The following is a 21641-nucleotide window of genomic DNA, read 5'->3' on the forward strand; positions in this document are numbered from 1 at the left end:
GTGGGGAGGCACTTCCCATGCCTGTGATCTTCTTCGACATCGGGGCGACCCTGGCGGAACCCCGGCTGAACCCCGACGGCTCCCTGGCGCTCCGTCCCCTGCCGCGTGTCCTGGCCGTGCTCGACGACCTCGGCGAGCTGCGCAAGGGCATCATCTCCAACCCCGGGACCCACGAGGGTGACGCCGAACGGGTGGCGGCCGCGCTGCACGAGGCGTTCCCGGGCCGTTTCACCGACGCGGCCCTCGTGCACTGGGGCGCGAAGGACAGCCGCGCCCTCTTCGACCGGGCCGTCGCGAGCGCCGGGCAGACGGCCGACGACTGTGTCTTCGTGGGCGAGGACGCCCGCGAGCGCGCGTTCGCGCGGGAGGCGGGGATGCGTACGGCGGCCCACCCGGTGTTCACCCGGGCCGCCGCGGAGGACCGTCCGGTGCTCCGGGCCCGGATCGAGTCGCCCGCCGGCCCGGACGGCCCGGATCTGGATGCGGCGGTAGACGCGACCGAGGCCGTCGTCGTGGAGGTCGTCTCGGAGCGGCTCGCGCTCGCCATGGTGACCGCGCGGGGCGCCGAGGCGCTGCGGCGGGCGGGGTTCACGGTCGACCTGCGCGGGCCGGTGGACACCACCGGTGACGGCGTGCGGGCCGGCGAGGAGCCGGACGTGCTCGGCGGTGCGGAGCCGGACGGGGAGGCCGAGCGGATCGCGGCCGAGAAGTTCGTCAACGACCTGCTGGCGCGCGGCGAGGCGGTGTTCGAGGGCGAGGAGCCGACGGCGCGTACGACGCATGTCATCACGCGCGAGGACGACGGGCGGCTGACCGCCCGCCGTCTGCGCTTCTCCGGCTGACGCCGAAGCTCTTCCGGTGGATCAGTCGAAGCAGCGCCGGACCAGGGCGAGGCCCTCGCCGGTCGTGCTCCGGGCGATCTCGTGGGTCTTGATCCGCGACGGGCTGTTGTCGACGAACGCCGAGGCGCTGCGGTGCTCCGCCGGGACGTCGACGCGGCCGCGCCGGAAGAGGTCCTCGAGGAACGACGTGGCGACCCGGTCGGGGTCGGTGGGCCGCAGTGAGCCGCCGGCGGGGTCGGAGGCCGCGATGCCGAACCGTCGTTCCTCCGCCGGGGCGGACAGGGTGATCGGCTGGTTCAGGCCGTACGTCGCCCCCTGGACCGTGACGGGCATCAGCCCCTCCTCGTCACCGCCGCCCGGGACCCTCTCGGCCATGCCGACGCCCCGGCGCGACACCTCCGCCTCGGTGATCGACGTGGCGGCCTCCAGGGAGAGGATGCCGTGCCGGACGAACGCCGAGCGCAGGAACGGGCCGTAGCGGCCGCCGTTGCGGCGCTGGTCGGCGGCGATCATGTGGCCGGCGACCTGCGCGTAGTAGGCGGACACCACGGGCGCGGCGACGACGGCGTCCACCAGCAGCTGCCCGGCGATCTCGGCCGCGAGGCCCAGACCGGCCTGGTCCTGCAGGTCCTGCTGCCGGAAGATCCCGGCGACGCATTTCAGGAAGGCGCCGCTGAACACCCGGGAGAACGCGTGCGGCTCGCTGGACAGCAGGTTCGCGGGGCCGCTCGGCGGCAGCATCACCGGGTCGCGGTAGAAGAAGCTGTTCGACATGTTCCGCAGACAGTCGGGGTCGACCGCGCCCGGGTGGCCCTGGCGGATGGCCCAGCCCAGTTGTTCGGCCATCCGGGACACCCGCGAGGACACTTCGAGGTCGCCCTGGGTCTCGGCCAGGACGGAGCTGCGCAGCGACTCCTGCCGCAGTGCCGACAACAGCGCGCTGATGTCGCCGAACGCCTCGTGCAGGGCGGCCGCCTCCGCGCTCGACGCGCTGAACAGCTGGGGGCGCAGGGCGTCGAGGATCGCGTGTCCGGCCTCGTGCCTGACGATGTCGCCGCTCTCGCACGAGGCGACGGTGACGCCGGACACCGTGCGGCGGAAGAACCACAGGCCCCTGCGGTCGTAGAAGGCGTTGAGGTCGTTGCCGGCGTCGAGGTGGGCGGTGAGGGCGCGCCCGACCGTCGGGTGCCAGTGCGTGCCGGTCGGCACGAGCGGGCCCCAGGTCTGGCAGGCGCTGCTGAGCGCGTCGGCCGCGACCCAGTAGCGGAACGCCTCGGTGCCCGGTCCCGCGCTGTCCGGCTGCGGCGCGGTCTCGGCGATGGCGGCGGGGAAGGGCTGGGTGTCGAGCTGCGGAACGGCATGCGGCACGGGCATGTTGACGTGCCCGAAGGATCCGGGGTCCTCCTCGTACACCAGGATCGTCGGGATCGTGGATTGCTGTTGCTGCACCGTCACGGTGCCTCCCTGAAGGCGGGATGGATCACGGTTGGTGGAATCCCCCACAGGGCAACTGGCCAGAAGTCCCTCGTGTTCAGTACGGGGCCCCGGCAACCCGGTGTCAATTCCAACATCCCGGCCCGGACCGACCCGCCGAACGAGTGACGGCCCCCGTGGCCGCGAGAGCACACGGGGGCCGTCGACATCGGCTCCAGCCAGGGCGGTGACCCGCCCTTACAGCACCGGCAGGTTCTTCCGCAGCTCGAACGCGGTGACCTCGCTGCGGTACTCGTACCACTCCTGGCGCTTGTTGCGCAGGAAGAAGTCGAAGACGTGTTCGCCGAGGGTTTCGGCGACCAGGTCGCTGCGTTCCATCAGGGTGAGGGCCTCGCCGAGGTTCTGCGGCAGGGGCTCGATGCCCATCGCGCGGCGCTCCGCGTCGGAGAGGGCCCAGACGTCGTCCTCGGCGCCCGGCGGGAGCTCGTAGCCCTCCTCGATGCCCTTGAGGCCGGCCGCCAGCAGGAGGGCGTAGGCCAGGTACGGGTTGGCTCCGGAGTCGATGGAGCGGACCTCGACACGCGCCGAGCCCGTCTTGCCGGGCTTGTACATCGGAACCCGGACCAGCGCGCTGCGGTTGTTGTGGCCCCAGCAGATGTAGGAGGGGGCCTCGCCGCCGGCGCCGGCGGTGCGCTCGGAGCCGCCCCAGATGCGCTTGTAGGAGTTCACCCACTGGTTGGTGACCGCCGAGATCTCCGCGGCGTGCTTCAGCAGGCCCGCGATGAAGGAGCGGCCGACCTTGGAGAGCTGGTATTCGGCGCCCGACTCGTAGAACGCGTTCCGGTCGCCCTCGAAGAGGGAGAGGTGGGTGTGCATGCCCGAGCCGGGGTGCTCGGAGAAAGGCTTCGGCATGAAGGTCGCATGCACGCCCTGCTCCAGCGCCACCTGCTTCATGACCAGGCGGAACGTCATGATGTTGTCGGCCGTCGACAGCGCGTCCGCGTACCGCAGGTCGATCTCCTGCTGGCCCGGCGCGCCCTCGTGGTGGGAGAACTCGACCGAGATGCCCATCGACTCCAGCATGGTGATCGCCTGGCGGCGGAAGTCCATGCCGACGTTGGTGGGGGTGTGGTCGAAGTAGCCCGAGTTGTCGGCGGGGATCGGGCGGGAGCCGTCCAGCGGGCGGTCCTTCAGGAGGAAGAACTCGATCTCCGGGTGGGTGTAGAAGGTGAAACCCAGGTCGGAGGTGCGGGCCAGGGCGCGCTTGAGGACATAGCGCGGGTCCGCGAAGGACGGGGAGCCGTCCGGCATCAGGATGTCGCAGAACATACGGGCCGTGCCGGGGGTCTCCGCGCGCCACGGGAGGACCTGGAAGGTGGACGGGTCCGGCTTGGCGATCATGTCGGACTCGTAGACCCGGGCGAAGCCCTCGATCGCGGAGCCGTCGAAGCCGATGCCCTCGTCGAAGGCCTGTTCCAGCTCGGCCGGGGCCACGGCGACGGACTTGAGGAAGCCCAGCACGTCCGTGAACCACAGGCGTACGAACCGGATGTCCCGCTCCTCCAAGGTCCGGAGCACGAACTCCTGCTGCTTGTCCATCTTCCGCTTCCCCATCCTTGCTGGTCAGGCCGCCTGCTCCCGGTCCCACAGGAGGCGGTCGGGCACCTGAGCATCACACCACAACAGCATTTCATGCGCGTTGCGGACCATGATCGCCCCGGCGTCCTCGGCCTGAACGGCTCCCGTACGGCAGGTGTACCGCCCTGGCGCCCATCTTGCCTGCTCGCACCGACATCCGTAATGGCCGATCCCGGTTCCCGGGGTGACCGATACCACGGTTCTTAAATTTGAATCTCAGATGCAAGTTTTAATAGCGTGCGAGACGTCGAGCCGTTCGGCCGAGCCGAGCCACAAGGAGCACCGATGCTGTCCGAGAAGTCCGCAGCCACCGTCCGCGCCAGCCTCCCCGCCGTCGGCGCGGCCATCGGCGAGATCACCGAGCGTTTCTACACCCGGCTCTTCGCCGCCCACCCCGGCCTCCTGCGCAACCTCTTCAACCGCGGCAACCAGGCCGCCGGCACTCAGCGTCAGGCCCTCGCCGGCTCCATCGCCGCGTTCGCCACGCATCTGCTGGACCACCCGGACCGGCGCCCCGACGCGATGCTCGGGCGCATCGCGCACAAGCACGCCTCCCTCGGGGTCGCGCCCGAGCAGTACGACGGCGTCACCGAGCACCTCTTCGCCGCCATCGCGGAGGTGCTCGGTGACGCCGTCACGCCCGAGGTCGCGGCCGCCTGGGACGAGGTCTACTGGCTGATGGCGAACGCCCTCGTCGCGATCGAGAAGCGGCTGTACGAGGAGAGCGGCGAGTCCGGCCCCCGGCCCTGGGAGGTCGTCGAGCGGGTCACGGAGACCGCGGACGTGGTCACCTTCCGAGTGCGGCCGGCGGACGGCGGGGCGGTCCGCGGCTTCCGGGCCGGACAGTACGTCTCCGTGGGCGTCACGCTTGCCGACGGCGCCCGCCAGATACGCCAGTACAGCCTCTCCGGGGCGCCGGGCGAGTCGGTCCGCCAGTTCAGCGTCAAGCGGGTGGCCGGCGACACCGCGGCACCCGACGGCGAGGTCTCGAACCACCTGCACGCGCGCGTGCACGAAGGCGACGTACTGGAACTCTCCGAGCCGTACGGCGACCTCGTCCTCGGCGGCGCCGGCGACCGGCCCCTCCTCCTCGCCTCCGCCGGCATCGGTGTCACCCCGATGGTGGCGATGCTGGCCGCCCTCGCGGCCGACGGCCACGACGCCCCGGTGACGGTCGTGCACGGCGACCGCTCCCCCGCCGACCACGCCCTGCGCGCCGACCACACGGCCTGCGCGGCGAAGCTCCCGGACGCGGCGGTCCACTTCTTCTACGAACGCGACGCCGGCCCGGACAGCCGTACCGGCCGGGTCGATCTCGGCCGGGCGGACATCGCCGTACGACCGGACACGCGCGCGTACCTGTGCGGCCCGCTCCCCTTCATGCGCGCCGTCCGGGCCCAGTTGCTCGCGAAGGGCGTGGCCCCGGCCGACATCCACTACGAGGTGTTCGGGCCGGACCTGTGGCTGGCCCGGCAGGACTGAGGAGCGACGTCAGCCGTCGTGCGGCCGCCGCGAGATCCCCAGCAGCAGCGGCCCCGTCGGCTCCCGTACGAGGTCCGCCACCGTCACCGGGTCCAGGGTCGCGAAGAACGCCTCCTGGGCCCGGCGCAGGGCGCCCCGGAGGCGGCAGGCGGAGTGGAGGGGGCAAGGAGTGGTGCCCTCGCAGTCGACGACGTCGCCGTCGCCCTCGAAGGTGCGGACGAGCGTGCCCACCGAGGCGGTACGGCCCTTCTCGGTGAGCGTGAGCCCGCCGCCCCGGCCGCGCCGGGCGTCGACCAGTCCCAGGTGCTGCAGTTCGGCGACCACCTTCGCGGCGTGCGTGTACGGCACGTCCATGTCCCCGGCGACCTCGCGGGTCGTGGGGCTGGGCTCGCCCGCGACGGCGAGCCGCATCAGGAGCCGCAGGGCGAGGTCGGTGGAGCGCAACAGCCTCATGCCGGCCAGCGTAGGTAATACGCATCCACCGTTCAAATTATCGGTTTCCTGTCGAATCACCGGCATTTCCAGGTCTTTCCTGTGTCCTCCCTACGGTCGGCCCCATCTCCCCCATTACGATCAGCGGGCCCCACCTTCCACGCCCCTTTCCCCCAGAAGGACACATCCCATGGGTTCCGCGAAGAAGAGCAACAGCGCCGAGCGCAAGGCGCGCATAGAGGAGATGCGGCGCGCCGAGCAGGCGCGTGAGCGTCGCGGCCGGATCCTCACGATCGCCGCGAGCGTGGTGGTCGTCGCCGGCCTCGTGGTCGGCGGTGTGGTGCTGGTGAAGAAGCAGTCCGGTGACGACTCCGCGGCGGCCGACGCGAAGACCTCGGGGCACTTCGTGGCCGGCAAGGACGGGGTGAACACCTGGAAGGGCACGCTGGGCCGGACGCACGTCACGACGACCGTGCACTACCCGACCGAGCCCCCGGTGGGCGGCAACCACAACCCGGTCTGGCAGAACTGCAACGGCGACGTCTACACCAAGGCGATCGACAACATGAACGCCGTGCACGCGCTGGAGCACGGCGCGGTCTGGGTGACGTACACCAGCAAGGCGAAGAAGGCCGACGTCGACGCGCTCGCGGCGAAGGTGAAGCAGACGCCGTACACGCTGATGAGCCCGGACGACAAGCAGAAGGACCCGATCATGATGACGGCGTGGGCGCACCAGCGCACCGTCACCGGGGCCGACGACCCGAACGTGGGCAAGTTCCTCGAGGAGTTCGTGCAGGGCAAGCAGACGCCGGAGCCGGGTGCCGCGTGCACGGGCGGTAAGGGCCAGTGATGCGGTCGGTGCTCATCGCGGGCTCCGCGGTGGCGGTGCTGGTCGCGGCCGGCGCGATCACCTACGCGGTCGCCGGCGAGGACAGCGGCGGCGACAGTGCGGTCCCGAGCGCCGACTCGGCGGACGCGGGGTTCGCGCGGGACATGGCGGTCCATCACCAGCAGGCCGTCGAGATGTCGTACATCGTGCGCGACCGCACGAAGGACACCGACGTACGGCGCCTCGCCTACGACATCGCGCAGACGCAGGCCAACCAGCGTGGCATGCTGCTGGGCTGGCTGGACCTGTGGGGGCTGCCGAAGGTGTCGGCCGATCCGCCGATGACCTGGATGGGCATGGGCGACATGGCCTCCGGCAAGGACGGTGCGCTGATGCCGGGCATGGCGACCAACACCGAGCTGAAGAAGCTGGGGACCCTGAACGGCAAGCAGGCGGAGATCTTCTATCTGCAGCTGATGACGGACCATCACAAGGGCGGTATCCACATGGCCGAGGGGTGTGTGGCCAAGTGCACCGTCGCGGTGGAGAAGAACCTCGCCCAGGGCATGGTGGACGCGCAGCAGTCGGAGTTGACGACGATGGCCCAGATGCTGAAGGAGCGGGGCGCCGAGCCGCGCGACTGAACCGGCGTACAGGGTGGGGGATTTGTCGACTTAACGGCACCGCAAGGGCTTACGGGCAATCGCAATCGATCCGTAACGTTTGGTACGGGGCCGAAATCCGGCCAAAGGCCCCTAATCAACGCCCCCTTGGGGTTTCCTTGGCCTTTTCATTCCCCTGGCATGAACAGTTCACCGCAAGAGTGACCCCCATCGTGTGATCCATTCACGGGCCGTTCCGCCGCTGGCCTCCTGATGATCACGCCTGACCGACCACTCCATGCGTCGAACCGCATAGCAGGGGGCAGTATGAGATCGAACCGTGCCAAGGTGCGGGCCAGCGTGAGCATGGCAGCGACACTGCCGATGATCGCCGGCGCGCTCGCACTCGGCATACCCGCGGCGCACGCCGCGGACAGCCCGGCCCGTGACACCCTGAAGGGCACCAAGCCCACCTGGGCCACGGCCAAGGCGGACAAGGGCGCCACCGCCAACAGCGCCCAGGTCAAGGCCCGGGTCTACCTGGCCGGCCGGAACGCCAATGGCCTCGCGGCCTACGCGAAGGCGGTGTCCGACCCCAGCTCGCCGCTCTACGGCAAGTACCTCAGCGCCAAGCAGGCGCAGGCCCGCTTCGGCGCCACCGCGGCCCAGGTGAAGACCGTCAAGTCCTGGCTGGCCGCGTCCGGCCTGAAGGTCACCGAGGTCACCCAGCACTACATAGCCGTCTCCGGTGACGTGTCCGCCGTCGAGCAGGCGTTCGGCACCCAGCTGCACAACTACGCCAAGGGCTCGAAGACCTACCGCGCGCCGGTGCAGACCGCGTCGGTGCCGGCGGCCGTGAGCAGCTCCATCCTCACCGTCACCGGCCTGGACAGCGCGCCGCACAAGGCCACCCACGCCGACACGCTGCCGCCCCCGGACGCCGTGTTCAAGAACGCCGGCCCGTTCTCGTCGTACTACGGCTCGAACACCGCGAGCACGCTGCCGTCGGCCTACGGATCGAAGATCCCGTACGCCATCAAGGGCTACACCGGCAAGCAGCTGCGGGCCGCCTACGGCGCCGGCAAGTACACCGGCAAGAAGGTCCGCGTCGCGATCACCGACGCGTACGCCTCGCCGACCATCGCCTTCGACGCCGGCACCTACGCCAAGAAGAACGGCGACGCGGCCTGGAAGACCAGCCAGCTGCACCAGGTGCTGCCGGGCACGTACACGAAGACCGAGGAGTGCTCGGCGGCCGGCTGGTACGGCGAGGAGACCCTCGACGTCGAGGCCGTGCACGCGGTCGCGCCGGACGCGGACGTCACCTACGTGGGCGCCGCCTCCTGCTACGACGACGACCTGCTGGACTCGCTCAGCAAGATCGTCGACAGCCACCTGGCCGACATCGTCTCCAACTCCTGGGGCGACATCGAGGCCAACCAGACCCCGGACCTCGCGGCCGCCTACGACCAGGTCTTCCAGCTGGGCGCGGTGCAGGGCATCGGCTTCTACTTCTCCTCCGGCGACAACGGCGACGAGGTCGCCAACACCGGGACGAAGCAGGTCGACACCCCGGCCAACTCGGCGTGGGTGACGGCGGTCGGCGGTACCTCGCTCGCCGTCGGCAAGGGCGACAAGTACCTGTGGGAGACCGGCTGGGGCACCGAGAAGGCGACCCTGTCGGACGACGGCAAGAGCTGGACGTCCTTCCCGGGTGCCTTCACCTCGGGCGCGGGCGGCGGCACCAGCGCGACGGTCGCTGAGCCGTACTACCAGAAGGGCGTCGTCCCGAACTCCCTCGCGACGGCGAACAGCGCCTCCGGCAACCGCGTGGTCCCGGACATCTCGGCGATCGCCGACCCCAACACCGGGTTCCTGGTCGGCCAGACCCAGACCTTCCCCGACGGGTCGCAGCAGTACAGCGAGTACCGCATCGGCGGCACGTCGCTGGCGGCGCCGACCATCGCGGCGGTCCAGGCGCTCGCCCAGGAGGCGGCCGGCGGCAAGGCCCTCGGCTTCGCCAACCCGTCGATCTACGCCAAGTACGGCAAGAAGGGCGTCTTCCACGACGTCACCGACAACCCGACCGGTTCCGGCCTCGCCGTGGCCCGCGTCGACTTCGCCAACGCCTTCGACGCCACCGACGGCCTGCTGACCTCGGTCCGCAGCCTCGGCAAGGACAGCTCCCTGTCCGCGGTGAAGGGCTACGACGACGTGACGGGCGTGGGCTCGCCGGCCGGTGGGTACGTGGAGTCGTTCCGCAAGCACTGACACGCTGCACGGCTTGACCGAGGGGCGTGGGGTCTTTCTTCGGAGACCCCACGCCCCTTCGCGTTACGCCGGCGCCGTCTTCGTTGCTGTGGCCGCTCTTGAACCAGAGAGCGCCACTCCCCGCCTCCCGCTGACCGACAGCACCAGGCCCGCGGCACACGGCACCCCGAAGGTCGGATGATGTCGAGGCGGTCGAGGAACGGCGTCGCGGTGGAGGTGTACCCCGTGATGCGGCAGCGGTCGCGCCAGGGTTTGCGGGTGGTGGCCCAGGCGATGAAGTCGAGGGCCGTGCTGTGGATCTGGGTGGTGGCGTCCGCGCCGGGTGCCACGGTCAGGAGTTCGTCCGGTCCGGTCGCGGGGTGGATGGTGACGGTGGTGGCGCCCGGGCCGGTCAGGTCGAGGACGAGGGGGCGGTCGACGGTGGCGGTGAGTTCGGGGCCCTGCATCTGGGGCAGACCGGCGAGCATGAAGTCGACGGCGGGGGCGGCCTGGCCGTCGGTCGGTTCCGGCAGGGTGAACGGGAGCGGGCCGTCCGGGGCGAGCATGTCGTTGCGCAGGTGGCAGAAGACGTTGAACGCCATGGTGTTCGCGAGGAGGTGGCGCGGGTACGTGCCGAGGCCGGGCACCTCGACGGGCTCGTCCGACCGTCTTGGCGTTCATGAACTCCCGCATGCCGAGGTCGGACAACGCGCGTCCGTAGCCGCTCCGTTTGACGCCGCCGAAGGGGATCTCGGGGCAACTGGTCGTGTTGCCGTTGATGAAGGCCATGCCCGACTGCACGTCGCGGACGAACAGTTCGCGATCGGCCTCGTCCTCGCTCCACAGGTTCGAACGAGGACCACACCGATCGGCTGGTCCGACACGAACGTCTGCTTCGCGCCCACGCGCCCGCCGTCCCCGTCCGGATCCCGCAGGAACCCGGGCCCTCGGCGGCGTAGAAACGCAGTCCGTGCACGCACTTGGCCACTTCCGTCTCCGCCGCACGGAAGGTCTTGCCCATCTCCGCGGTGATCATCGCGCCGACGCTCTCGACCTCCTTCTCCTGAGGACCTCACCCGTCACGGGACTCGTCGTTGCCATAGCCGTTAATCCACGCTATGCCCGTGCGACAAGGGCGGCAATTCACCCATTTGCCCTATCGTGGGGATATCCGCAGCGGCGGCCGACGGCCGCGGTGACCGACGGCGGAACGCCCCTGCCCACGCCGCCCGGCCCGAGCCGCTTTCCGCTCGTCGGCGAGAGCGAGGCAGTCATGACGCAGATGCAGGCAGCCCGGATGTACGGATACAAGGAACCCCTTCGGATCGAAGAGGTCCCGGTGCCCGAGCCCGGGCCGGACGAGATTCTCCTGAAGGTCGCCGCGACCGGCATGTGCCGAAGCGACTACCAGCTCCTGGAGGGCTACTTCGAGGGCCCGTTCCCGGTGGACCTGCCCTACATCCCCGGTCACGAGGTGACGGGCCGGGTGGCGGGACTGGGCAGCGGCGTGCCCTCGACGGTGGGCTACTCGGAGGGCGACATGGTCGTCGTCAATCCCAGCTGGGGAGACGGCACGTGCCGGCAGTGCCGGGAAGGCAACGAACAGCTGTGCAGCGGCGACGGCCGGTGGGTGGGGTTCGGTCCTCCCGGCGGCTTCGCCGAGTACATGGCCGTGGAGTGCCGCCACGCGATCCCGGTCTCGGAGGAGGCCGCGAAAGCACCCGAGGTCCTCGCCCCCATGACCGACGCGGGCATGACCCCGTACCGGGGGATGAGGAAGCTCCGGGACGCGGGCAAGCTGGGTCCCGGGCGGACCGTCGCCGTCACGGGCATCGGCGGGCTGGGAAGCTACGCGATCCAGTACGCGAAGCTGCTCGGAGGCGGCGCGACCGTGGTGGCGTTCGCGCGCACGGACGGCAAACTGGACGTGGCGAAGGAGAACGGCGCGGACCACGGGATCAACGTCAGGAACAGGTCCACCGAGGCCATCCAGGAGGAACTGGAGAGGCTCACGGGCCGTCGGACGGTCGACGCCATCCTGGACTGCGTCGGCAGCGAGGCATCCATCTCCATGGGGTTCGACCTGCTCGGCCCCGAAGGGGCACTGGCGGCCGTCGGCCTCATGAGCCAGCGCGTGGAACACCGCCAGTTCCCCTTCGTGGGGACGGAGTTGTCCTATCTCGGTTCCTTCTGGGGCAACCACCTGGACCTGGTCGAGGTGCTCTCGCTCTCCGAAGCCGGCCTGGTGAAGCACAACGTCACCAAGGTCAAGCTCGAGGACATCAACGAGAACCTGGACGCCCTGGGCCATGGCGACGTCGTCGGACGTCAGGTCATCGTCTTCGGATGAACCCCGCGGCGGGCAGCCAGGCGATCACCGGGCTGCCCGCCGTCGACCGTGCCCTCCGGAGTTGCTCTGCCCAGAGTTGCTCCGCGGCCTCAGGAGAGAGCCTTGACGAGTTCCTCGGCGAGAGGACCCGAGGACGCGGGGTTCGCCCTGTGAAGAGGTTCGCCGTTTGCGTCACGGGTCGCCAGAATGCCCGCCGGGGCGTGACAGACGATGCCGAGCGGTTTGCCGGAAGCGCGTGCGTCTCGCAGCAGTGCCCCAGTAGACCGCCACCGCCCGTCATCCCGGGCCTCAGGCTCATCGGGTCCACAACGGGGACCACCTCGCCCGGAGTTGCCACGGTGACCTCGTGTCCGGCGTCGGTGAGCACGCCGTAGGTGCCCCGAACTCCTCGGCCCAGTAGCCGGCGGGATGGCGGTGCCCGTCCTTCAGGGTCCAGTAGCTCGCGCCGGTCAATATCCGAAGGATTGTAGGGATTGCCATGATCAAACCATACGGGCCATACGATTTCGTGCCGCCGATCAGGACCTTCTCGTTGTCCTCCGAATCCCTGGCCGACGGCGGGCGACTGGCCGACGAACAGGTGAGCGGCATCCTGGGCGCGGGCGGACAGGACGTCTCGCCGCAGCTGAGCTGGTCCGGGTTTCCCGAGGAGACGCGGAGTTTCACGGTGGCGATGTTCGACCCCGATGTGCCTACCGCTTCGGGCTTCTGGCACTGGGCCGTGGCCAACCTGCCCGCCTCCGTGACCGATCTGCCGGCCGGGGCGGGAGACGGCAGGGATCTGCCCGGCGGCGCGGTGACGCTGCCCAACGACGCCGGCTACAGCAGGTACCTCGGTCCGGCGACGCCTCCGGGCAACGGTCCGGACCGCTACTTCCTCGTCGTGCATGCCGTCGGCGTGGCAGAACTGGAGGTGTCCGAGAGATCGACCCCCGCCTACATGGACTTCCTCCTGTTCAGCCACGCCATCGCGAGGGCGACCATGTACGGCACCTTCGAGCGGGCCTAGGGCCTGTCCGGGCCGAAGGCCCGCCGCACAAGCACCGCGCGCCCCGGAAATCCGGGGCGCGCGGTGTGGTGTCGGGTGTCAGGAGCGGTGCGTCAGGAATGCACCGGCTCCACAGGCTCCGGGACGTGCGAGGCGACCACCCGCTCGCGGCCCGTCGAGGGGACATCGCGCCGCCGGTCCACCGCGAACGCCACGCTCGCCACGCCCAGGCCCAGGACCGCGAGCGCCGCCCCCGCCAAAGACGGGGAGGTGACGCCGAAGCCCGCCGCCAGGGCGACGCCGCCGATCCACGCTCCGCCCGCGTTCGCGAGGTTGAAGGCCGCCTGGTTGGCGGAGGAGGCGAGGGAAGGGCCCGCCGCCGCGCGTTCCATGACCATCAGCTGGAGCGGGGAGCCGGTGATGAAGGCCGCCACGCCGAGCAGCGTCACCGCCAGGGCCGCGCTCCACTGCGCGTGCATCAGGACGGGGAAGAGGAGCAGCACCGCGACCATGGAGGCCAGGCCGCCGAAGAGCGTGCCGCGCATCGCGTGGTCGGCGAGGCGGCCGCCGACCAGGTTGCCGGCGGTGGCGCCGACGCCGAAGAGCGCCAGCAGCAGGGTCACGTCGGAGTCGGCGTACCCGGCGGAGTCCGTCAGCATCGGCGTGATGTAGCTGTACGCGGAGAAGAGCGCGCCGAAGCCGACGACCGTCGTGGCGAGGGCCAGCCAGACCGGCAGGGAGCGCAGGGCGGTCAGTTCGCCGCGCAGGCCGGAGACCGGGGCCGGGGCGTCGGCCCCGCGGATCAGCAGCGCGACCGCGGCCATCGCGGCGACGCCGATCAGGCTCACGCCCAGGAAGGTCGCCCGCCAGCCCAGGTGCTGTCCCATGAGGGTGGCGACGGGAACGCCCGCGATGTTGGCGACCGTCAGGCCCATGAACATCAGGGAGACCGAGCGGGCCTTGCGCTCCGGTGCCACCAGGTTGGTGGCGACCACCGCGCCGACGCCGAAGAAGGCCCCGTGCGGCAGGCCGCTCAGGAAGCGGGCGGCGAGCAGCCAGTCGTACGTGGGGGCCAGGGCCGACAGCGCGTTGCCCGCCACGAACAGGGCCATCAGCGAGATGAGGACCGTGCGGCGGGGCATGCGCGCGGTCAGCGCGGCGAGGAGCGGGGCGCCGATGACGACGCCGAGCGCGTACGCCGAGACCAGGTGGCCGGCGGTGGGGATCGATATGTGCAGGTCGTCGGCGACGTCGGGCAGCAGGCCCATCATCACGAACTCGGTGGTGCCGAGACCAAAAGCGCCGACGGCCAGGGCGAGCAGGGCCAGGGGCATGGCGGGCTGTGCCTTTCGGGGAGCGGGGTTCCGTGTGGACGTGTTTAAGTTCATCTACGGAACAAAGCATCCCAGGCCCAGTATTCCGGCAGGTTACCGTGCGGTGTCCGATTGTCCTTACAAAGGCGATCGCACCGGCCTGACCAGGGGCTTCTACGAATCCGATGTGGTCAGGTTCACACGGGCGGCGATGGGGAGGTGGTCACTGCCCGTCCTCGGCAGGGTCCAGGAGCTCTCCGGCTCCACGCCCTTCACCATGATCTGGTCGATACGGGCCATCGGGAACGCGGCCGGCCAGCTGAACCCGAACCCGCTGCCCGCGGCACCCTGCGTGGAGCGCATCTGCGAGGTCACGCCTTTGAGGGAACGGTCATTCATGGTGCCGTTGAGGTCGCCCAGGAGGATCACCCGCGGCAGGCTCTCGTCGGCGATGGCCTCGCCCAGCGCGTCCGCGCTCTTGTCCCGCTGCCGGGCGGTGAACCCGGCGTTCATCTTGACCCGGACCGAGGGGAGATGGGCGACGTAGACCGCGAGGGCCCCCTCCGGCGTGGCGACCGTGGCCCGCATCGCGCGCGTCCAGCCGAGCTTGATGTCGACGGCCTTCACGCCGGTCAGCCGGTACTTGCTCCACAGCCCCACGGTGCCCTCGACCGCGTGGTACTTGTACGTCGAGGCCAGCGCCTTCTCGTACGCCGGTACGGCCGACGCCGTCAGCTCCTCCAGGGCCACCGCATCGGCGCCGGACGCGGCGAGTTGGTCGGCGGTGCCGGTCGGGTCGGGGTTCTCGGCGTTCACGTTGTGCGTGGCGACCGTGAAGTCGCCGCCGGTGCCGGACTTGTCGGTGAGCAGTCCGCCGAACAGGTTCAGCCAGACGATCGCCGGGAGCAGGACGGCGATGAGCGCGGTCGCCGACTTGCGCAGGACGCCGAGCAGCACCAGCACCGGGATCAGCAGGCCCAGCCAGGGCAGGAACGTCTCGGTGAGACTGCCGAGGTTGCCGATGGCGTTGGGGATGCGGGAGTGCATCAGCATCACGCCGGCCAGCAGCAGCGCGATGACGGCGAGGACGACGCCCCGGCGCCAGATGCGTGGATCGTCGCGCCAGCCCGCCAGCAGTCGGTTCACCAGGCGCCGGAACCGGTCTCCCCGACGCTCGGGCCCCGAGCCGCCGTTGTCCGTCTCCGTCATGTACGCCTGCTGCGCCATACCGTCTGCCTCACAACCTGCTGTGCACACCGTCGTCCCCCGGGATACGACCCTAGGGGATGATCGGCTCCGATCCCGCCGTCACATGACGGCCGTACGGAAGACGAGGACGAACACACCGGCCGAAGGGGTTCCGGTTACCGCCGGGTCGGGATGGACTGTGACGAAACGAGCACATTCCGCCGACGGCGACAAGAGCCCTCACGGCTGCGGCGGCAGCTGCGGGTCCGGTGAGCTGACGGGCCGTAGACCGGCCAGTACCGAGTCGACGATCTGTTCGGCCATGCCCTCGGGGAGTTCCGCGTCCGGGCGCAGGATGGCCCTGAGCAGCATCGGGCCGGTGAACATGTCGTTGGCCAGGTCGACGTCGATGTCGGCGCGGAGTTCGCCGTTGCGCTGGCCCCGGCGCAGCACTTCCTTGCCGAGTTCGCGCCGCGGGTTGACGACGTTGACGTGGTAGGCGTTCCAGATGCGGGGGCTGCTCTTCATCTGGGCGTAGACGTTGTGCAGGATCGCCGACGAACGGTTCATCAGCCCGCGCCGGCGCAGCGATTCGAGCAGGACGACGAGGTCGTCGCGCATGGAGGTGCCGGGGAGTTCGGGGTCGGGGGGCTCGGCGGCGCGCATGACGTCGACGAAGAGCTCCTCCTTGCCGTTCCACCGGCGGTAGATGGTGGCCTTGCCGACGCCGGCGGTCCGGGCGATCCGCTCGATGGACAGCTCGGCGAGCGGAACACCGTCCTCCAGGAGCTTCATGACCCCTTCCAGGATGGCGCTCTCCACCGCCTCGCTGCGGGGCCGGCCCCGGGCGGGACCCACGGACCGGGGCCGACTGTCGGCAAGCCTCACGTCATACCGTCCTCTCACTGGCTGCGGTCATTCTCCCGCAGCCCAAGCCTCCCCCCGTGGATCCGTGCTTTATCGTGCGTCCGCTCACTCCGCGGCGGCGACCAACTCCTGTTCCCGATCGCCCTGCTGACCGGCCGGCGGCTTGCCCGGCAGGAAGAGGGCCGTGACGACGGCACCGATCAGCGCGACACCGACACCGCACAGGGCGGTCATGTGCATCGCGTGCAGGAAGGCGTCGTTGGCGGGCGTGACCAGGGCCTTGCCCTGCGCGCCGAGCTTCTGGGCAACACCCAGCGTCGCCTCGATGGACTCGCCGGCGGTCCCGCGCAGCCCGGGCGGCAGCGCACCGAGCTTGCCCTCGATGCTGTTGCGGTACGACGTCGACAGCACCGAGCCGAGGACGGCGATGCCGAGGGCGCCGCCGACCTGGCGGAAGGTGTTGCTGAGCGCGGAGGCGGAACCGGCCTTCTCCCGGGGCAGGGCCTGCATGATGACGACCGAGGTCGGCGTCATGATGTGCGCCATGCCGGTGCCCATCAGGAAGAAGACGACCTCCAGGAGCCAGATCGGGGTGTCGGCCTCGAAGGTGGCGAACATGCCCAGCATCGCCGCGATCAGCACCAGGCCTCCGGTGGTGGTGGCCCTGTTGCCGATCCGGTCCACGACCAGCCGGGCCCGCGGCGCGAAGATGAGCTGGGCGAGGGCCAGCGGGAGCAGCAGCAGACCGGACTGCAGCGGCGAGTAGCCGCGCACGCTCTGGGTGTAGAAGACGGAGAAGAAGGTCACGCCCATCAGCGCGAAGAAGACCAGCGCGATGGCGGCCATGGCGGCCGAGAACACCTTGTTCTTGAAGTAGGTGACGTCCAGGGACGGATGGTCGCTGCGCATCTCGAAGATCACGAAGCCGGCGAGGACCACGACCCCGGCGGCGATGGTCGCGAGCACCTTGGCGTCGGTGAAGTCGGCCAGCTCGCCGCCCTTGATGATGCCGTAGACCAGCAGGACCAGACCGACGACGGAGAGCACCACGCCGACGGGGTCGAGGCGGCCCGGACGCGGGTCGCGCGAGTCGGGCACCAGCCACACCATCAGCGCGAGCGCGACGATCACGATCGGTACGTTGACGAGGAAGACCGAGCCCCACCAGAAGTGGTCGAGCAGCACACCGCCGGTGATCGGGCCGATCGCGATGGCGAGGCCGACGCCGCCGGCCCAGATGCCGATGGCCTTGGGCTGTTCCTGACGTTCGAAGACGTTCATCAGGACGGCGAGGGTGGCGGGCATCACGAAGGCGGCGCCGAGAGCCATCAGGGCGCGGTAGGTGATCAGCTCGCCCGGGGAGCCGGACTCGGCGGCCAGCGCGGATCCTAGCCCGAACACGACGAGGCCGCCGATCAGCACCTTCTTGCGGCCGAGCCGGTCACCGATGAGGCCGGCGGTGAACAGCAGGCCCGCGAAGACCAGGGTGTAGGCGTTGATCGCCCACTCCAGCTGGCTCTGGGTGGCGCCGAGGCCGACCGGGGCCGGGGTGGAGATGGTCTTGACGGCGACGTTCAGGATCGAGTTGTCGAGCACCACGATCAGCAGGCTCAACATGAGCACGCCGAGGATCGCCCAGCGGCGCCGGTGCACCTCCTCGGGTATGCGCGGGCCGGTTGGAGCGTGGTCGGCAGGAGTTGTCATGGCGACGAGCCTAGGCCCATTTCAATACGGCCCCGTCTCGTATCTGAATTCCTTTACCGAGGCCTTACGCAAGGCGGGTGACCGATGGATCACACGGCGGTCCTCTGGCCGAGGACGGCACGAAGTGCCACCATGGATGCGATCCGGGGACACCGTCAGGGTGCCTCGAGATGATTTGAAGGAGCCGTTGCCATGACGCAGCTCTCGGCTGCCCAGCCTGTGCAGAACAGCCCCTCCGACGGCAGCAGGACGCTGTACGGGGGGAAGGGCACCCGCCGCATCACGGTCCGCGACATCGCCCTCGCCAAGGAACGCGGCGAGAAGTGGCCCATGCTCACCGCGTACGACGCGATGACCGCCTCCGTCTTCGACGAGTCCGGGATCCCGGTGCTCCTGGTCGGCGACTCGGCGGGCAACTGCCACCTCGGGTACGAGTCGACGGTGCCCGTCACCCTGGACGAGATGACGATGCTGTCGGCGGCCGTCGTCCGCGGCACCCAGCGCGCCCTCATCGTCGGCGACCTTCCCTTCGGCTCCTACCAGGAGGGCCCGGTGCAGGCGCTGCGCTCGGCGACCCGGCTGGTGAAGGAGGCGGGTGTCGGCGCGGTCAAGCTGGAGGGCGGCGAGCGCTCGCACGACCAGATCCGGCTCCTCGTCGAGTCCGGCATCCCGGTGATGGCGCACATCGGCCTGACCCCGCAGTCCGTCAACGCGATGGGCTACCGCGTGCAGGGCCGCGGCGAGGAGGCCGCCCAGCAGCTGCTGCGCGACGCCAAGTCGGTCCAGGACGCGGGCGCGTTCGCGGTCGTACTCGAACTGGTCCCGGCGGAGCTGGCGGCCGAGGTGACCCGGGTGCTGCACATCCCGACGGTCGGCATCGGCGCCGGTCCCGAGACCGACGCACAGGTCCTGGTCTGGACGGACATGCTCGGCCTGACCTCGGGCCGGGTGCCGAAGTTCGTGAAGAAGTACGCGGACCTGCGCGCGGTCATGGGCGACGCGGCCCGCGCCTACGCCGAGGACGTCGTCGGCGGAACGTTCCCGCTGGAGGAGCACTCCGTCCACTAGAGCCACTGCGGAAACACCACGGCCGGCCCGCCGATCTTCCCCCGTCGGCGGGCCGGCCGGCCCCTCTTTGCGCCTAAACCGGCGCGCGCTCTCGCGGAGGTGGTTGCTCGCCGTCGTGGTTGCTCAATTGATGGTTGCGGTGGACGGGGGGGCGTGGTGCGGTCGGGCGTCGTCAGCAGGGGGATGGGGTTGTTTCGCGGTGCCAGCGGATCTCGCCGTCGTGCCATGCGTCGGTGGGGGTGAGGCCGGCGGTCCTGGCGACCGCGGCGGAGGCGCTGTGGCCGGGGTGGATGTGGGCGATGACGGTGTGTACGGGCTGGCGGGTGAGCCAGGCGACCAGGGCGCGGGCCGCCTCGGTGGCGATGCCGCGGCCCTGCCACGGGGTCCCCACCACCCACGCGATCTCGGCGACCGGGCCGGCGACCGTCGCCTGCACCGTGCCCGTCAGACACGACTCGGCGCGGAGCCGGATCACCCAGTTCAGCCAGGAGACGGCCGGGTCGGGGGAGCCCGCGGTGAGGCGCCGGTAGCGCGAGCGCAGGGCCTCGGGGGTGTCCGGGATACCGCCGGTGAAGGTGTGCAGGGCCGGGTCGGACAGCACCGCGGCCATCTCCCCGGCGTGCCCGACACGCAGTGGCAGCAGGTCCAGCCGGTCGGTGCCGATGGGCTGAGCAGCGAGGACGGTCATGGCGGGCACGGTACGCCGCCCGGTGTCGGGGGCTCGTAGGCGGGTTGTCGGCAGGACGTAACCCGGTGTCGGCGGCCTGTCGGCGGTTTGTCGGTGGGGCCTGGCACGGTTCTCCCCATGACGCGAATCGACAACACCGCCGTGACCGTACGGGGGCTGGTGAAGCACTACGGCGACACCAAGGCTCTCGACGGAGTTGATCTGGACGTCCGCGAGGGCACCGTGATGGGTGTCCTCGGGCCGAACGGGGCCGGCAAGACGACCATCGTCCGGATTCTGTCCACCCTGCTGAAGCCCGACGCCGGGCAGGCGACCGTCGCCGGCTACGACGTCCTGCGCCAGCCCCGCCAGCTGCGCCGGGTGATCGGGCTGACCGGGCAGTATGCCTCGGTCGACGAGAAGCTGCCGGGCTGGGAGAACCTCTACATGATCGGGCGGCTGCTCGACCTGTCCCGCAAGGACGCCCGGGCCCGGGCCGACCAGCTGCTGGAGCGGTTCTCGCTGACCGACGCCGCCAAGCGCCCGGCCGGCACCTACTCCGGCGGCATGCGCCGCCGGCTGGACCTCGCCGCCTCGATGATCGGGCACCCCCAGGTGCTGTTCCTGGACGAGCCGACCACCGGTCTCGACCCGCGCACCCGCAACGAGGTGTGGGACGAGGTCAAGGCGATGGTCGGCGAGGGCGTGACCGTGCTGCTGACCACCCAGTACATGGAGGAGGCCGAGCAGCTCGCCTCCGAGCTGACCGTCGTGGACCGCGGAAAGGTCATCGCCGGCGGCAAGGTGGAGGAGCTCAAGGCCAAGGTCGGCGGACGGACGCTGCGGGTGAAGCCGGTCGACCCGCTCCAGGTGCGGCCGCTCGCCGCCATGATCGACGAGCTGGGGATCACCGGGCTCGCCGGCACGACCGTGGACGCCGAGCAGGGCACCCTGCTGGTGCCGATCCTCAGCGACGAGCAGCTGACCGCCGTGGTCGGCGCCGTCACCGCCCGCGGTATCACCATCAGCTCCATCGTCACCGAACTGCCCAGCCTGGACGAGGTCTTCCTGTCCCTCACCGGCCACCGCGCCAGTGCCCCGCAGGACGCCACGCCCGCCGACGACCGCGAGGAGGTCACCGTATGAGCGCCGTCACCACCACCCCGGCCGTCACCCCGGCCACCGCCGACGCCCGGATCCCGCTGCGCGGGCACCTGCGGCACACCGGCGCCCTGATCCGCCGCAACCTGCTGTGGATCCGGCAGGACCCGGAGTCCATGTTCGACGCCCTGCTGATGCCGGTCGTCTTCACGCTGCTGTTCGTGTACGTCTTCGGCGGCTCGATCGGGCAGGCCCTCGGCGGCGGCCAGGACGGCTACGTCCAGTACGTCATCCCCGGCATGATCGCGATGATGAGCATGACGCTCTCGCAGGGCGTCGGCACCGGGTTCAGCCAGGACTTCAACTCCGGTGTGATGGACCGGTTCCGGTCGCTGCCGATCGGGCGCGGCTCGGTGCTGTTCGCGAAGATCTCCGTCGAGCTGGTGCGGATGCTGTTCGCGACCGCCGTGCTGATGGTCGTCGCCGTGCTGGTCGGGTTCCACATCACCCACTGGGGCGGGCTGTTCGCCGCCGTGGGCCTGTCCGCGGTGTTCGCCTCCTCGATCATGTGGGTGTTCCTCACCCTGGGCGTGATCCTGAAGAGCGCGCAGTCCGTGCAGGCGATGGGGTTCCTGGTGCTGTTCCCGCTGCAGTTCGGCTCGTCGATCTTCGCGCCGACGCAGTCGATGCCGGGCTGGCTGCAGGCCTTCACCGACTACAACCCGCTGTCCACGCTCGCCGACGCGGCCCGCGGGCTGATGATCGGCGGCCCGGTCGCCCACGACCTGTGGATCACGCTGGCCTGGTCGGTGGGGATCACGGCGGTGGCGGCACCGTACGCGATCTACAAGTTCCGCACCAAGAGCTGACGTCCGGCAGCCCG

The 21641-nt window shown here is 70.3% G+C and carries 19 protein-coding genes and 1 pseudogene; 10 read left to right on the forward strand and 10 right to left on the reverse strand.

The features are described from left to right. Nucleotides 1-17: 17 nt before the first annotated feature. Nucleotides 18-842 (forward strand): HAD family hydrolase, encoded by an 825-nt coding sequence (locus ACFWXC_RS40035; protein ID WP_384486888.1) that lies wholly within the window; start codon nucleotides 18-20, stop codon nucleotides 840-842. 21 nt (nucleotides 843-863) lie between these two features. Here the strand turns inward: ACFWXC_RS40035 and ACFWXC_RS40040 are convergent, their stop codons facing one another. Further along, nucleotides 864-2297: a hypothetical protein gene (locus tag ACFWXC_RS40040; protein ID WP_384486890.1), complete on the reverse strand. Its 1434-nt coding sequence runs from the start codon at nucleotides 2295-2297 to the stop codon at nucleotides 864-866. A 216-nt stretch (nucleotides 2298-2513) separates the two neighbouring features. Beyond that, entirely contained in the window at nucleotides 2514-3875 is a 1362-nt protein-coding gene (gene glnA / locus ACFWXC_RS40045) for a type I glutamate--ammonia ligase (RefSeq protein ID WP_384486892.1), read from the reverse strand. A 324-nt stretch (nucleotides 3876-4199) separates the two neighbouring features. Between glnA and ACFWXC_RS40050 the strand changes: the two genes are divergently transcribed. Further along, nucleotides 4200-5396, forward strand: a complete 1197-nt coding sequence (locus tag ACFWXC_RS40050; RefSeq protein ID WP_384486894.1) for a globin domain-containing protein — start codon at nucleotides 4200-4202, stop codon at nucleotides 5394-5396. Between the two features lie 9 nt (nucleotides 5397-5405). Here ACFWXC_RS40050 and ACFWXC_RS40055 read toward each other — a convergent pair whose 3' ends face one another. Further along, complete coding sequence (locus ACFWXC_RS40055; RefSeq protein ID WP_384486896.1) at nucleotides 5406-5849, reverse strand: Rrf2 family transcriptional regulator; 444 nt, start codon at nucleotides 5847-5849, stop codon at nucleotides 5406-5408. A 169-nt stretch (nucleotides 5850-6018) separates the two neighbouring features. Here ACFWXC_RS40055 and ACFWXC_RS40060 point away from each other — a divergent pair, with 169 nt between their 5' ends. The 3 genes from ACFWXC_RS40060 to ACFWXC_RS40070 all read left to right on the forward strand — a co-directional run bounded on the left by ACFWXC_RS40060 (nucleotide 6019) and on the right by ACFWXC_RS40070 (nucleotide 9533). After that, on the forward strand, nucleotides 6019-6681 hold the full coding sequence (locus ACFWXC_RS40060; RefSeq protein ID WP_384486898.1) for a DUF3105 domain-containing protein: 663 nt from the start codon (nucleotides 6019-6021) through the stop codon (nucleotides 6679-6681). Continuing rightward, nucleotides 6681-7304 carry a DUF305 domain-containing protein gene (locus ACFWXC_RS40065; protein ID WP_384486900.1) on the forward strand — a complete coding sequence of 208 codons (624 nt, stop codon included), beginning with the start codon at nucleotides 6681-6683 and terminating at the stop codon, nucleotides 7302-7304. The genes ACFWXC_RS40060 and ACFWXC_RS40065 overlap by 1 nt, the downstream gene beginning before the upstream one ends. A gap of 324 nt (nucleotides 7305-7628) precedes the next feature. Continuing rightward, nucleotides 7629-9533: a protease pro-enzyme activation domain-containing protein gene (locus ACFWXC_RS40070; protein WP_384486950.1), complete on the forward strand. Its 1905-nt coding sequence runs from the start codon at nucleotides 7629-7631 to the stop codon at nucleotides 9531-9533. Here the strand turns inward: ACFWXC_RS40070 and ACFWXC_RS40075 are convergent. Beyond that, on the reverse strand, nucleotides 9467-10159 hold the full coding sequence (locus ACFWXC_RS40075) for a hypothetical protein (RefSeq protein WP_384486954.1): 693 nt from the start codon (nucleotides 10157-10159) through the stop codon (nucleotides 9467-9469). The two genes, ACFWXC_RS40070 and ACFWXC_RS40075, sit on opposite strands and share 67 nt — an antisense overlap. 28 nt (nucleotides 10160-10187) lie before the next feature. Next, nucleotides 10188-10517 (reverse strand): annotated as a pseudogene (locus ACFWXC_RS40080) (aldehyde dehydrogenase family protein); the annotation flags it as partial. 268 nt (nucleotides 10518-10785) lie between these two features. Here ACFWXC_RS40080 and ACFWXC_RS40085 point away from each other — a divergent pair. Both ACFWXC_RS40085 and ACFWXC_RS40090 read left to right on the forward strand, forming a co-directional pair. Beyond that, complete coding sequence (locus ACFWXC_RS40085) at nucleotides 10786-11862, forward strand: NAD(P)-dependent alcohol dehydrogenase (RefSeq protein ID WP_384486902.1); 1077 nt, start codon at nucleotides 10786-10788, stop codon at nucleotides 11860-11862. A gap of 478 nt (nucleotides 11863-12340) precedes the next feature. Next, nucleotides 12341-12871 carry a YbhB/YbcL family Raf kinase inhibitor-like protein gene (locus ACFWXC_RS40090; protein ID WP_384486904.1) on the forward strand — a complete coding sequence of 177 codons (531 nt, stop codon included), beginning with the start codon at nucleotides 12341-12343 and terminating at the stop codon, nucleotides 12869-12871. A gap of 92 nt (nucleotides 12872-12963) precedes the next feature. On the opposite strand, the gene ACFWXC_RS40095 is transcribed toward ACFWXC_RS40090, so the two are convergent. The 4 genes from ACFWXC_RS40095 to ACFWXC_RS40110 all read right to left on the reverse strand — a co-directional run bounded on the left by ACFWXC_RS40095 (nucleotide 12964) and on the right by ACFWXC_RS40110 (nucleotide 17922). Continuing rightward, nucleotides 12964-14184 (reverse strand): MFS transporter, encoded by a 1221-nt coding sequence (locus ACFWXC_RS40095; protein ID WP_384486906.1) that lies wholly within the window; start codon nucleotides 14182-14184, stop codon nucleotides 12964-12966. A gap of 153 nt (nucleotides 14185-14337) precedes the next feature. Continuing rightward, on the reverse strand, nucleotides 14338-15390 hold the full coding sequence (locus ACFWXC_RS40100; protein ID WP_384486908.1) for an endonuclease/exonuclease/phosphatase family protein: 1053 nt from the start codon (nucleotides 15388-15390) through the stop codon (nucleotides 14338-14340). Between the two features lie 201 nt (nucleotides 15391-15591). Further along, nucleotides 15592-16239 carry a TetR/AcrR family transcriptional regulator gene (locus tag ACFWXC_RS40105; RefSeq protein ID WP_384486910.1) on the reverse strand — a complete coding sequence of 216 codons (648 nt, stop codon included), beginning with the start codon at nucleotides 16237-16239 and terminating at the stop codon, nucleotides 15592-15594. 84 nt (nucleotides 16240-16323) lie between these two features. Next, entirely contained in the window at nucleotides 16324-17922 is a 1599-nt protein-coding gene (locus ACFWXC_RS40110) for an MFS transporter (RefSeq protein WP_384486912.1), read from the reverse strand. A gap of 192 nt (nucleotides 17923-18114) precedes the next feature. Here ACFWXC_RS40110 and panB point away from each other — a divergent pair, with 192 nt between their 5' ends. After that, nucleotides 18115-18990, forward strand: coding sequence for a 3-methyl-2-oxobutanoate hydroxymethyltransferase (gene panB / locus ACFWXC_RS40115; RefSeq protein ID WP_384486914.1), 876 nt, complete (start codon nucleotides 18115-18117; stop codon nucleotides 18988-18990). Between the two features lie 172 nt (nucleotides 18991-19162). On the opposite strand, the gene ACFWXC_RS40120 is transcribed toward panB, so the two are convergent. Further along, complete coding sequence (locus ACFWXC_RS40120; protein WP_384486916.1) at nucleotides 19163-19678, reverse strand: GNAT family N-acetyltransferase; 516 nt, start codon at nucleotides 19676-19678, stop codon at nucleotides 19163-19165. Nucleotides 19679-19795: 117 nt separating this feature from the next. Between ACFWXC_RS40120 and ACFWXC_RS40125 the strand changes: the two genes are divergently transcribed. Next, complete coding sequence (locus tag ACFWXC_RS40125; protein ID WP_384486918.1) at nucleotides 19796-20803, forward strand: ATP-binding cassette domain-containing protein; 1008 nt, start codon at nucleotides 19796-19798, stop codon at nucleotides 20801-20803. Continuing rightward, on the forward strand, nucleotides 20800-21627 hold the full coding sequence (locus ACFWXC_RS40130; protein WP_384486920.1) for an ABC transporter permease: 828 nt from the start codon (nucleotides 20800-20802) through the stop codon (nucleotides 21625-21627). The genes ACFWXC_RS40125 and ACFWXC_RS40130 overlap by 4 nt, the downstream gene beginning before the upstream one ends. Nucleotides 21628-21641: the final 14 nt, after the last annotated feature.

It is taken from the genome of Streptomyces sp. NPDC058683, assembly GCF_042716195.1.
GTDB lineage: Bacteria > Actinomycetota > Actinomycetes > Streptomycetales > Streptomycetaceae > Streptomyces.